Source organism: Campylobacter sp. RM12637 (assembly GCF_020137645.1).
In the GTDB taxonomy this organism is placed as follows: domain Bacteria; phylum Campylobacterota; class Campylobacteria; order Campylobacterales; family Campylobacteraceae; genus Campylobacter_E.
Genome location: NZ_JACGAV010000012.1, coordinates 1 through 11,491, shown reverse-complemented (window position 1 = coordinate 11,491; position 11,491 = coordinate 1). Strand labels below are relative to the sequence as shown.

Annotated in this window: 13 protein-coding genes; 9 read left to right on the top strand and 4 right to left on the bottom strand. The window is 26.9% G+C overall.

What is annotated here, in order from left to right; translation table 11 throughout:
• The first annotated feature begins 3 nt into the window (after positions 1-3).
• Genes AVBRAN12637_RS06780 through AVBRAN12637_RS06765 form a run of 4 tightly spaced genes read left to right on the top strand, consistent with a single transcriptional unit; the run spans position 4 to position 3,346 of the window.
• A complete protein-coding gene (locus tag AVBRAN12637_RS06780) occupies positions 4-1,041 on the top strand; it encodes a DNA cytosine methyltransferase (protein ID WP_239803027.1) in 1,038 nt (345 codons plus the stop codon).
• A complete protein-coding gene (locus tag AVBRAN12637_RS06775; protein WP_239803028.1) occupies positions 1,034-1,978 on the top strand; it encodes a DNA cytosine methyltransferase in 945 nt (314 codons plus the stop codon). Before AVBRAN12637_RS06780 ends, AVBRAN12637_RS06775 begins: the two co-directional genes overlap by 8 nt.
• Complete coding sequence (locus tag AVBRAN12637_RS06770; RefSeq protein WP_214118615.1) at positions 1,965-2,831, top strand: menaquinone biosynthesis family protein; 867 nt, start codon at positions 1,965-1,967, stop codon at positions 2,829-2,831. The genes AVBRAN12637_RS06775 and AVBRAN12637_RS06770 overlap by 14 nt, the downstream gene beginning before the upstream one ends.
• The gene (locus AVBRAN12637_RS06765; protein WP_214118617.1) at positions 2,828-3,346 is read left to right on the top strand and encodes a cysteine hydrolase family protein; all 519 of its coding nucleotides are present in this window, start codon (positions 2,828-2,830) and stop codon (positions 3,344-3,346) included. Before AVBRAN12637_RS06770 ends, AVBRAN12637_RS06765 begins: the two co-directional genes overlap by 4 nt.
• A gap of 51 nt (positions 3,347-3,397) precedes the next feature.
• On the opposite strand, the gene AVBRAN12637_RS06760 is transcribed toward AVBRAN12637_RS06765, so the two are convergent.
• From AVBRAN12637_RS06760 to AVBRAN12637_RS06750, 3 genes are all read right to left on the bottom strand, one after another.
• Positions 3,398-4,444, bottom strand: coding sequence for a hypothetical protein (locus tag AVBRAN12637_RS06760; RefSeq protein WP_336607609.1), 1,047 nt, complete (start codon positions 4,442-4,444; stop codon positions 3,398-3,400).
• Positions 4,445-4,541: 97 nt separating this feature from the next.
• Entirely contained in the window at positions 4,542-5,693 is a 1,152-nt protein-coding gene (locus tag AVBRAN12637_RS06755) for a hypothetical protein (protein WP_336615561.1), read from the bottom strand.
• Between the two features lie 7 nt (positions 5,694-5,700).
• Entirely contained in the window at positions 5,701-6,792 is a 1,092-nt protein-coding gene (locus tag AVBRAN12637_RS06750) for an amidohydrolase (RefSeq protein WP_336615560.1), read from the bottom strand.
• A 100-nt stretch (positions 6,793-6,892) separates the two neighbouring features.
• Here AVBRAN12637_RS06750 and AVBRAN12637_RS06745 point away from each other — a divergent pair, with 100 nt between their 5' ends.
• Complete coding sequence (locus AVBRAN12637_RS06745; RefSeq protein ID WP_239803031.1) at positions 6,893-7,555, top strand: hypothetical protein; 663 nt, start codon at positions 6,893-6,895, stop codon at positions 7,553-7,555.
• A complete protein-coding gene (locus AVBRAN12637_RS06740; protein WP_239803032.1) occupies positions 7,552-8,016 on the top strand; it encodes a YjiG family protein in 465 nt (154 codons plus the stop codon). The genes AVBRAN12637_RS06745 and AVBRAN12637_RS06740 overlap by 4 nt, the downstream gene beginning before the upstream one ends.
• A 31-nt stretch (positions 8,017-8,047) precedes the next feature.
• Here AVBRAN12637_RS06740 and AVBRAN12637_RS06735 read toward each other — a convergent pair whose 3' ends face one another.
• Positions 8,048-8,350, bottom strand: coding sequence for a c-type cytochrome (locus AVBRAN12637_RS06735; RefSeq protein WP_214118628.1), 303 nt, complete (start codon positions 8,348-8,350; stop codon positions 8,048-8,050).
• Between the two features lie 163 nt (positions 8,351-8,513).
• Between AVBRAN12637_RS06735 and AVBRAN12637_RS06730 the strand changes: the two genes are divergently transcribed.
• The 3 genes from AVBRAN12637_RS06730 to AVBRAN12637_RS06720 form a co-directional block, all read left to right on the top strand.
• On the top strand, positions 8,514-9,188 hold the full coding sequence (locus AVBRAN12637_RS06730; protein WP_239803033.1) for a response regulator transcription factor: 675 nt from the start codon (positions 8,514-8,516) through the stop codon (positions 9,186-9,188).
• Positions 9,178-10,170: a sensor histidine kinase gene (locus AVBRAN12637_RS06725; protein WP_336615559.1), complete on the top strand. Its 993-nt coding sequence runs from the start codon at positions 9,178-9,180 to the stop codon at positions 10,168-10,170. The genes AVBRAN12637_RS06730 and AVBRAN12637_RS06725 overlap by 11 nt, the downstream gene beginning before the upstream one ends.
• Positions 10,171-10,233: 63 nt before the next feature.
• The coding region (locus AVBRAN12637_RS06720) for a cache domain-containing protein (RefSeq protein WP_336615558.1) at positions 10,234-11,491 on the top strand (1,258 nt) is incomplete at its 3' end.

Below are 11,491 nucleotides of genomic sequence, written 5' to 3'. Positions count from 1 at the left end.
TTTTTGAAAGTTGTTTCATTATTTTCAGGTATTGGTGGTTTTGAAGAAGGCATTAAACAAGCAAACATAAAACATAAGCTTATATTTTCATCAGAAATTGACAATTTTGCACAAGCTTCATATTTAGCTAATTTCCCTAAGGCTAGACTTTATGGAGATATTACTAAAATAAACGAAAATGATATACCAAAACACGATATTTTATTTGCTGGTTTTCCATGCCAACCATTTAGTATTACAGGTAAACAAATGGGGTTTAGTGATACCCGTGGAACATTATTTTTTCATATAGAAAGAATTTTAAAATCTAAAAAACCAAAATATATAATTTTAGAAAATGTAAAAAATTTAATATCACACGATAAATCAAGAACAATTAAAACGATATTAAAATCTCTTAATGATATAGGATATACAGTTGATTTTGATATATTAAATGCAAAGGATTTTGATATTCCACAAAATAGAGAGAGAATTTATATCGTAGGTATATACAAATACACACAAGAACAAACTCCAAGTACTGATACCATATACAATATAAAAAAAGATTTCACATGTTTTAATTTTTTTAATACATTACATAAATCAAATACATTTAAAGTATTAAATGATATTGTTCTAGATGATTTGGAAAATCATTTACTACCAAATAAAGTTCAAGAATTTATAAATACAATTAAAATTGATTTAAATATTACAAAGAAAAAAGAAATTATAAAATTATTAGACTTACCAAAAGAAATTCATAATGATTTAGAAAGACAACGAAGGGTTTATTCTGTGCTAGGTTTATCGCCTACAATTTTAGCAAGATCAGATTCTCCAAAAATACTAATTCAAAAAAATACTTCAAAATATATTAAAAAATTAAGTCCAAAAGAATGCTTTTTAATCCAAGGTTTTTCTACAGAGTTCATAAAAAATATCCAAAATTCAAAAATAAGCAATACACAAATGTATAAACAAGCAGGCAATGCTGTAAATCCACCAATAGTATCTGCTATCTTAAAACATTTATTAGGCGATAAAAATGTTTAAATTTATTGATTTATTTTGTGGTATCGGTGGATTTAGAATAGCATTAGAACATTTAAACGCCGAATGTGTATTTAGTTCTGATATTGATAAGTACGCAAGGCAAACATACTATGACAATTTTAATGAATATCCAGCAGGAGATATTACTCAAATAAATGAAAATGATATACCAAATCATGATATTTTATGTGCTGGTTTTCCTTGTCAACCATTTAGTATAGCTGGTAAAAGACTAGGATTTAACGATACTAGGGGAACATTGTTTTTTGACATTTTAAGAATAATAAAAGCAAAAAAACCTCGGGCATTTATACTTGAAAATGTTGCTGGAATAATAAATCATGACAATAAAAAAACAATCAACACTATTTTAGAACTTTTAAAACAAGAAAATTACGATATTTTTTACGAAATAATAAACGCCACCGACTTAGGTATTCCACAAAATAGAAAAAGATGGTATTGTGTGGGAATTGATAAAAACTATAAAGCTAATTTTATATTTCCTAAAAAACTTCCAAAACAAATCAATTTAGAAAACATAATTGAAAAAAAAGAAATCAAAGAATATGAAATTACAAAAATAGCTAAAGAAAATATAAATAAATTTAAAGGCAATATAATAAACAATCAAGATTTAATACTAGCCTATGAGATTAGAAAATCAAGATGTAGTTTCAAAACAGACAAAATATCACCTTGTCTTACTGCAAAAATGGGAACAGGTGGTAATAATGTGCCAGTATTGGTTAATTTTAACAGAAAATTAACCGAAATGGAATGTTTGGGTTTAATGGGTTTTCCAAAAGAGTATAAAATAAAAAGAAATTATTCTCAAAGCTATAAACAAATTGGAAACAGTGTTATTGTTCCTATAATTGAAGAAATAGCAAAGGAATTATTCCAAATTTTAAGGATGAAAAATGAAGCAAATTAGCCTAGCTCATAGCCCTGATGCTGATGATATTTTTATGTATGCAGCAATTCGCTATGGTTGGATAAGTTCGGAGTTTAATTATACTAGCGTTGCTGATGATATAGAAACGCTAAATAAAGCAAGTTTAAATAATATTTATGATGTTTGTGCAATTTCTTTTGCTGTGTATCCTAAAATTCAAAGCGAATATGCCTTGCTAAGATGTGCTACTAGTTTTGGCAATGGCTATGGTCCAAAACTAATCACTCTAAAAGATAAGGTTTTAAAACCTAATTTTAAAGTGGCTTTAAGTGGGGAAAATACCACAAATGCTTTAATTTTTAAACTAGCATATCCTAATGCAAGAATTACTTATATGAACTTTTTAGATATAGAAAAAGCTGTTTTAGATGGTAGTGTAGATGCTGGGGTGCTAATTCATGAGAGTATTCTTAATTTTAGTGATAAATTAAGAGTTGAGCGTGAGATTTGGGATATTTGGGCGGAGTTTTGCAAGGCTGAATGTGGCGAAGTGCTTACCTTACCACTTGGTGGAATGGCAATACGCCGCTCCTTAATGCTAAGTGATGCAATTAAAATTGAAAATGAGCTAACTCGTGCAGTAAAAGTCGCTACTCAAAATAAAGCTTTGTTAAGTCGTATATTGCTTGGCAAAAACGAAGTGAGGGTAAATGAAGATGAGCTTAATAAATATCTAAGTCTTTATGCAAACGATGATAGTATTAGCCTAAAAGATGAGCAAATAAAATCACTTGAAGTATTGTTTAAATTAGGTGAGCGAGTTGGCTTTAGTCCTTGTGATGTAAGGCTTAATCTAATTCCAAGCGAATACGAAAGCTTAAGAAATTCATGAAAAATCTTTTAATAATAGTAGATTTTCAAAATGATTTTGTAACAGGCTCTTTAGGGTTTTTAAAGGCACAGAATTTAGAAAATATCATCTTAGAAAAATATGAAAAATATCTTAAAAATAATGATGAGATAATCTTTACTATTGATACACATAATGATGATTATTTAGACACTATAGAAGGGCAAAATCTACCTATTAAACATTGTATTAAAGGCACAAATGGGATAGAAATTTATGGAAAATTAAATGAGTTTTCTAAAAACCATTTATGCTTTTATAAAAATACTTTTGGCTCAATTGAACTTGGAAATTATCTAAGCAATAAAAATTATAAAAATATTGAAATAGTTGGACTTGTAAGCAATATTTGCGTCTTATCAAATGCAGTGATTGCAAAATCTGCACTTCCTAATGCAAATATTTTTATAGATAAAAACGCAACTGCCAGTTATGATGAAGACTTACACCAAAAAGCTTTAGATATTTTAAAAAGTCTTCATATAAATATTATTTAAAAAATACTTAATTCAAATTCTAAAATTGAATTTGAATTAAATAATATTAATTTATGCTAGTTTATCTAGTGTTTTATTCTTTAGCAAATCTTTTACTATATCAGCACTATCGTGAGTAAAATCACCTAAAAACTCATCACTTTTTGCCATTTTCTCATCTATATAAGTCTTATCAACATTTAAAAAATTAGCGTAATGCTCGTTAGCTTTATCACTAGCTTTGTTAAATTTCTCTAAAAGTTGAGGATTTTGCAATGAATTTGGGTCAATGTTTAAGATTTCAAGCTTATCTAAATCAGCCTTACTAAGTGCTTTTACCCCGTTTGTATTAATTGTATTTTTAATCCTTGTTAGGCTTGATAGTGCGTTTGCGATTTCTTGCTTTTTCTTTGCTTCTTCATCATCAACATTAGTGCTTTTTATTTCATTTGATGCTAGATTTACATTTTGAGTGCTTGTATTTTGTGTGTTTAGGTTTTGTGGATTTTTATTAGCTGCAAATTCTTCGCTCTCACCTAAAGTTATCGTATCATCAAAATCACTATTTGATAATATTGTTTGATTTAATGCTTCATCAATATTTTTAGGCACAGAATCTAAAATCGTAGTATTATCAGCTAAAAAACGCTCAATTTTTTGATAGCTTTGATAATTTTGCGGATTTGTTCCATCTAAACTAAACTTAGCTACTACATTAAGCTCTAATAATTCATCTTTATTTAAAAAATCATTATTGTTTTTATTAGCAGCTACATATCCCCTAGCATAAGCAATATCACTAAACCAACCACTTATATATTTTTCTGCATTACCATTTAAAATAATACTGCCATCTTCACGCTTATAAAAGTCTTTGCTATCAAAATGGCTTTTTAATTTATCTAAACTCTCATCACTAATACTTGCAGAACTTATGCCATTTTTACTTTCAAAATAGATTTTATTGCCACTATTATTGCCTGTTTTTATATCATCAATTTTATTATTTTTGATATTTTCATCAATTTGTTTTAATTCGCTTTCGCTCTTTACTCCACCAAAACTCTCGCCCATTTTATGATAAGTATTATTATAAATATTAGATAAATTAACTTGCATTAAATCTCCTTTTTAAATAATTAATTTTCGTTTAATTTTATTTAATGATACTTAAAAATTTTTGAAAATTATTACAATAATTACTTATATATTTATATTAAATTTCATTCTTTAAACAAAATGAAAATTCTTTAGCAAAAAAGTTTATATTGATATTTCCTTTTTCACAAGGAGTGATTATTTTGCAATTTTGATAGCATGGCAAAATCCCATAAAATTCTAATACTTTAAAATTATCATTACGAACACTAATTTCATTAATGCCTTGTGATTTTAGCTCTTTTGCTAATTCTTTATTTAAATGATAATTTTTAGCAAAATGCTCGTTTTCATCAACAAATCTATATAAAAATGGATTAAATATCACAAATAAAAAGCTAATCACTAAAGAAATTAATACAAAAAATAATATCACATTATGTTTTGCTCTAAATTGTGGTAAATGCACTTTAAAAGAAGTTAAAAAATTAGCAATTATTAAAGGTATAGCAGGTAGTAAAAATGGTAAAAACTCAGCAATTTCTGGCTTTTGTCTAAATGATAATAATAAGCATATTATAAAAGCACTCGCACTTATACAATATAGCAAGTCCTTTTTACCCTTAAAACTAATATAATAAATCGTATAGAAAAAATACAAAAATAAAGGTGGAGAAAACACAGCCGACATAATAGCAAGTGAGTCTAAAAAATATCCCCTAGGTCTGCCTGAAAAATCATATCCATACATTATAAAAGTAGCAAACATTAGTAAAATTGATAAAATTAATAACTTTGATAATCTATTAAAATAAGCATAAAAAATACAAGCAATATATAATGAAATCATAGCTTTATCAATATAAATACAAGCAATCAATACTCCATAAAATATATAAAATTGCCTTTTTATAGCAAGATATACAAGAAGTAATGAAGTAAATATAATAATTCCTGCAGGATTAATTAGTAATGCTGAAGCAAGGCTTCCTGGAGTAAGATTAAAGATAATATTAGATATATAGGCGTTATTTTTAAGGTATTTAATTGATATTTTATATAGCAAAATATTGCTTAAAATATGCAAGATTATATAAGCAAATCTTATATTTTCATTGCCAAAAAAACTTAAGGCAAAATTAGCAAAAAGCCCATTAAAACTATTTGAGCTAAGCTCGTTTAGTTCATAAGGGCTAATACTTAAAAAGCTGTTTTGCCACAATAAAACGCATAAATCAATTAATAAAATAACGCCTAATTTATAATTCATCTAATTCCTATTTTAAATTCTCAAGCTCAAGCATTAAATTAAGCCACAATTTAACACCATTTTCTAAGGCATTTTTATTTAAACTCATTTCAGGATGATGAAGTCCAGGAGCACAATCAACTCCTAAGCCCATAAATGCTGATGGAATGCCTAGTTTAATAGGATAGAAGAAAAAGTCTTCTCCACCAGGTGTAAATTGCTCTTTGATTAAATTCTCTTCTCCTAAAGTATTGCTTATAACTTTTTCGCAAATCTTAGCTAAATCTTTGTTAATTACAGCTGCAGGAATATTGATTAAGTATTCAAAACTCACCTTAGCATCATAAGCATTTGCTATATTTGTTATGATTTTTTCAAGTTTTTCTTTCATCTCTTGCATACTATCATTATATTGAGCTCTTAAATCAAATACCAAAATAGCTTCGCTAGGAATTGAATTAGTAACCCCACTATCACATATAAATCTAGTTGCTTTTATACTACTTGGTTTATTTGGGTCTATATAAATTTTTCTAGCAGCATCAATAATGCTAACACCTACATCAATTGCGTTAATTCCTAAATGTGGTCTTGCTCCGTGAGCTGCTTTGCCTTTAATAATAATTTTTATAGCTGAACTTGCTGCATAATACATTGAAGCTATTGCTTTAGGACTTGGGCATTCTTGAATTGGGCGAATATGCATTCCAAAAATAGAGCTTAAACCTTCACAAGCTCCTAATTCTATCATCTTTAAAGCTCCACTGCCTAATTCTTCAGCAGGTTGGAATATAAATCTTATTTTGTTATTTTTAATGATATTTTGCTCTTTTGCCCTTAAAGCTGCACTAAGTAGCATAGACATATGTGCATCATGCCCACAAGTATGCCTTGCACAAGCTTTATCATCAATTATATGACCTAAAGCATCAATATCAGCCCTAAGTCCAATTATCTTGCTACCACTTCCTAACTCCGTATAAAAACCTGTATCTCCTATATTGGTTATACTAAAACCTGCATTTTTAAGAGTAGTTTTTAAATACTCACTCGTTTTAAATTCTTTAAATCCAAGCTCTGGAATTTCGTGTAAATACTCATAATGTTTGATAACTTCCATATTAACTCCTTTAAAAAATATAAATACTAATAACTATTTCTTATTGTTTTCTTAAAAAATATTGTAGAATAAAAACTTTATTTTATTTAAAAGGAGTAGTATGCAAAAAGCTACAGAATTTGAAGTAGGAAAAGTAAAACCTAGTGCTTATCTTGCTTTAATATTTTTAATCTTATTTTTTTCAGGACTTTTAGCAGGACACGATATGCTAAAGGCTTTTGATTTTTCTACTTTAACAGGTGGTTTTGGTAAAATCCCAAAAATCCTAGATGAAGCTAATATAAAAGCTACGACTTTCATAGGAGATGGTGGAAGTGGTGCTAGAGCTGGATTTTTATTTGCATTTAGCTTAATTCCTGCTGTAATGCTTGCACTTGGAGTAATTGAAGTAATGGAGCATTATGGAGCTATTAAGGCTGCTCAAAAATTATTAAATCCTATTTTAAAACCTATTTTAGGAGTTCCTGGATTATGTGGGCTTATATTAATTACTGATTTACAAAGCACAGATGCAGGTGCTGCTATGAGTAAAGAAGCAAGAGATAAAAATTATATAAACGATAAAGATTTAGTAGTAATTTGCGCTTGGCAATATAGTGGGGCTGGTATGATTAATAACTTTTTTGCAATAGGTTCAGCATTATTAGGACATTTAGTATGCTTACCAATAATTCCACTTGTATTAATGCTAATTATGAAATTCGTAGGAGCTATTTTTGTAAGAATAGTTTTAAATACATTTTATAAAAAGGATTTTGAATGAATAATGAGAGTAAAAACCCATTAGATATTTTTATAGTAGGTGCTAAAAAAGGTTTTAATATCGCTTTATATAATCTAATTCCTAATGTTTTAATGGCTTATGTAATAGCTGAAATGTTAAAAATCTTAGGAGTTATGAAATTCTTAGGAGATTATTGTGGCGTTATTATGAATATTTTTGGCTTACCAGGAGAAGCAATTACTATACTTTTATCAGCGTGGCTTAGCACTTCGGCTGGAGTTGGAATTGCTGTTAATTTATATGCAAATGGGATTATTGATAATATTGGCGTTAGCATAGTTTTACCTGCTATATTTTTAATGGGAGCTCAACTTCAGTATTTAGGAAGATTATTAGCTGTTGCAGGAGTTGCTAAAAAATACTGGATACTACTAATAATAACAAGTATTTTAAATGCTTTTATTTGTATGTTTATGATGAAAATTGTTGTTAGTTTGTAAAAGAGTTCAGGATTGCTCCTGAACTTAAGAATTATTTTAAAGTTACGATATAAGCAGCTAATGCTTTCATATCATCTTCGCTAAGATTTTTAACTTGTAATTCCATAGTTTTCTTAGCTTTTCCACCAAATGTTCCAGCTTTATAACCTTGTAAAGCTTCTAAAATTGTTTTTTCATCTAAAGTATTGATGATAATTTCTGCACCTGGAGCTTTTTTCTCAGCTGCTTTACCATGACAGGCAATACATTTTTTAAATAATGTAGCTCCATCATTAGCCATTGCTGCAGTGCTTAATAAAGATAATGCTGCTAAACTTAATAATACTTTTTTCATTTTGTCTCCTTTTTTTAAAAATGAGTGAAATTGTATTTATTTTTGATAAACAAACCAAAATTAATTTAATATTTAGAATTTATTTAAATTAATAATTATTTTCATATTATTTTTCTTACTTATTTTTTGTAATATTTTCAATATTTTTTAATTAGGATAACTTATGCAAGATTTACCTTTGGTGTATGTTTTAGAAGATGATTTAAGCATTAATAACTTAATAAAATATGCTTTAGAAAGCAGTGGTTTTAAAGTCATTAGTTTAATTAATGCAAAAGAGCTTTTTAGCGAATTAAACAATCAAATTCCACATATTTTAGTGCTTGATATTATGCTACCTTGCGAAGATGGTTTTAGTATCCTAAAAAAAATAAAATCTAATGAAAAAACAAAAGCTATTGAAGTAATTTTACTAAGTGCGTTAAATCAAGAAAACGATAAAGTAAAAGGTCTTGATTTAGGAGCAAGTGATTATATTACTAAGCCTTTTTCTATTTTAGAATTCCTAGCAAGAATTAGAAATATTTTAAGAAGAATTGATTGTAATAATGAAATCATTTTTAAAGATTTAAAAATTAACCTAAAAACTAGAATAGTAAGCATTAATGAAGAAGAAATAAACCTTACTTTAAAAGAATTTGAATTACTTACAAAACTCATTAAAAACCAAAACATTTGCCTTAAAAAAGAAGATTTATTAAAAGAGATTTGGGGAGCAAATATTTCAAGTAGGACTTTAGATATACACATAAATACTTTAAGAAATAAATTAAAAGATTATGCAAAATACATAATAACAATTCGTGGAGTAGGATATAAAATAGCTTATGAGAACTAGGATATTTTTTGCTATATTTTTTGTTTCATTTTTTGTTTTGATACTATTACAAGCAGCGATTTTTAGCGTTTTTGATAATATTTATTTTATAAATCTTGATTTTAAAATAGAAATTTTTAAAACAATATTTTTAGTATTTTTACTAATAACATTACTTAGCTTAACTCTTGCATATTTTATAAGCAAAAGCATAGTAAAACCATTATACGAACTTGACATAAACGAGCTTGATAAATCATTTCAATACAATGAATTAAAGACTTTTTTATCTCAAGTAAAAGAACATAATAAACAATTTAAAAAGATTAGAGCAGAATTTAGTGCAAATGTTACTCACGAGCTAAAAACTCCACTTACTTCAATAATGTTAAGCTCTGAAATGCTTAAAAATAATCTAGTAAAAAAAGAAGATGAAAAGCAATTCATAGATACAATTTACAATCAATCAAGTGCTTTACTTGAGATGATTGATGAGATTATTAAATTATCATTTTTAGATGAAGTTAATAATTTTGAGATGACAAATGTAAATATAAGCAATGTTTTAAGTCAAATTATTAAAGAATTAGATTTTAAAATCCGTGAAAAAAATATAAAAATACTTATGAATATAGATGAGTTTATATTTTTTTCCAATGAAAAACTAATAAAAACTATGCTTTATAATATAATTGATAATGCGATTAAATACAATATAGATAATGGCAAAATAATTATTAGTTTGAATATAAACAAAAAACACATAGTTTTATCTATAAAAGACACTGGTATAGGCATTAGCAAGGATATTCAAAATAGAATATATGAGAGATTTTTTAGACAAGAAATAAGCAGAAACAAACAAATAAAAGGCACAGGTTTAGGACTTTCAATAGTAAAAAAGATAGCTAGAATACATAAAATTAAAATAATGTTAAATTCCGAGCTAAATAAAGGGAGTGAATTTTTACTACTATTTAAAAATACAAAACACAAAGATTAAGTTTTAATTAATTCTTAATATCTATAATCTTTCATTTAAGCAATTACTTTTAAAGGAAAATCTATGAAATTAACTAACAAAATACCACTATTAGTAAGCATTCCATTAGTTATTTGTTTTATTCTATTAGGGTTGCTAAATTATAACAGTTCTAAAAATGACGCTGTAAATTATTCTAATTTAGGTAAACAAAAAACACTTGAAGCTACAATGCTCTATGTAGATTCATATTTCTCTGGTAAGATGAATTTTTTAACAAAATTTGCTAAAGCTATTGAAGAAGTTAATATTGATACAGATGAAGATATGATTTTAAGAAGACTAAATTTATTATATTCTCCATCAGGACTTAATGCTTTATATTTTGCTAAGGTTAAAGATGGCAAAACATTCTATAAGGGTAATGAAGAAGCAGCACATATAATTAAGGATTTTGATGCTAGGGAACGTAATTGGTTTAAAGAAGCTTTAGTTGATAAAGTTGTAAATTTAAGTGACGATATTTATTATGATGATAGATTAAAGACAGTTATAGCGACAATTTATGCTCCGGTTATGCAAAATGGAAAAATTATTGGAGTAATTGGCGGAGACTTAACTCTAAAACCATTAAAAGATAGTGTATTAAAACTAAAATACTCAGCTACAAATGCGATATTTGCATTTGATACACACAATCAATTTACTTTACATATAAATCCAAAGTATGAATTAAAACAAAATCCTGTTATAGACACAATTAAACAAGAATTGTCTAAAGCACAAGATTATAACGGGTTTAAAACTATTGAATACAATTTTGAAAACCATGATAAAAATGCAGTTTGTACAACTTATGATAAATTAAATTGGACAATTTGTAGCACTAATGAAAACAAAGATTTTGATGAAAATTTAAATAATTTATTAAAACAAAACCTAACAATGTTTATCATCTCATTGCTAATAATTTCAGCTATTTTATATTTATTAATCAAGCAATCTTTACGCCCACTTGAAATCATTCAAAAAGGCTTAAGAGAAGTATTTTCACTAATAAATCACGAAAGAAAAACAGCAAGTAAGATTGATTTAAATTCTAAAGATGAGTTCGGAGCTATGGCTAAAGCTATTAATGAAAACATTGAAAGAACAATCAACTCACTTACTCAAGATACAAACGCAGTAGAACAAAGCGTTCAAACAGCAGCAGCAATTGAAAGTGGAGATTTAAAAGCAAGAATTACTCTAAATCCTGCAAACCCACAATTAATTGAATTAAAAAATGTCTTAAATAAAATGCTTGATACTTTAGAAGAAAAAGTTGGAGCTAATACAAATT

Coding starts and splice junctions, on each gene's coding strand:
- AVBRAN12637_RS06775 (WP_239803028.1), top strand. CDS start 1,034: ATGTTTAAATTTATTGATTTATTTTGTGGTATCGGTGGATTTAGAATA.
- AVBRAN12637_RS06770 (WP_214118615.1), top strand. CDS start 1,965: ATGAAGCAAATTAGCCTAGCTCATAGCCCTGATGCTGATGATATTTTT.
- AVBRAN12637_RS06765 (WP_214118617.1), top strand. CDS start 2,828: ATGAAAAATCTTTTAATAATAGTAGATTTTCAAAATGATTTTGTAACA.
- AVBRAN12637_RS06760 (WP_336607609.1), bottom strand. CDS start 4,444: ATGCAAGTTAATTTATCTAATATTTATAATAATACTTATCATAAAATG.
- AVBRAN12637_RS06755 (WP_336615561.1), bottom strand. CDS start 5,693: ATGAATTATAAATTAGGCGTTATTTTATTAATTGATTTATGCGTTTTA.
- AVBRAN12637_RS06750 (WP_336615560.1), bottom strand. CDS start 6,792: ATGGAAGTTATCAAACATTATGAGTATTTACACGAAATTCCAGAGCTT.
- AVBRAN12637_RS06745 (WP_239803031.1), top strand. CDS start 6,893: ATGCAAAAAGCTACAGAATTTGAAGTAGGAAAAGTAAAACCTAGTGCT.
- AVBRAN12637_RS06740 (WP_239803032.1), top strand. CDS start 7,552: ATGAATAATGAGAGTAAAAACCCATTAGATATTTTTATAGTAGGTGCT.
- AVBRAN12637_RS06735 (WP_214118628.1), bottom strand. CDS start 8,350: ATGAAAAAAGTATTATTAAGTTTAGCAGCATTATCTTTATTAAGCACT.
- AVBRAN12637_RS06730 (WP_239803033.1), top strand. CDS start 8,514: ATGCAAGATTTACCTTTGGTGTATGTTTTAGAAGATGATTTAAGCATT.
- AVBRAN12637_RS06725 (WP_336615559.1), top strand. CDS start 9,178: ATGAGAACTAGGATATTTTTTGCTATATTTTTTGTTTCATTTTTTGTT.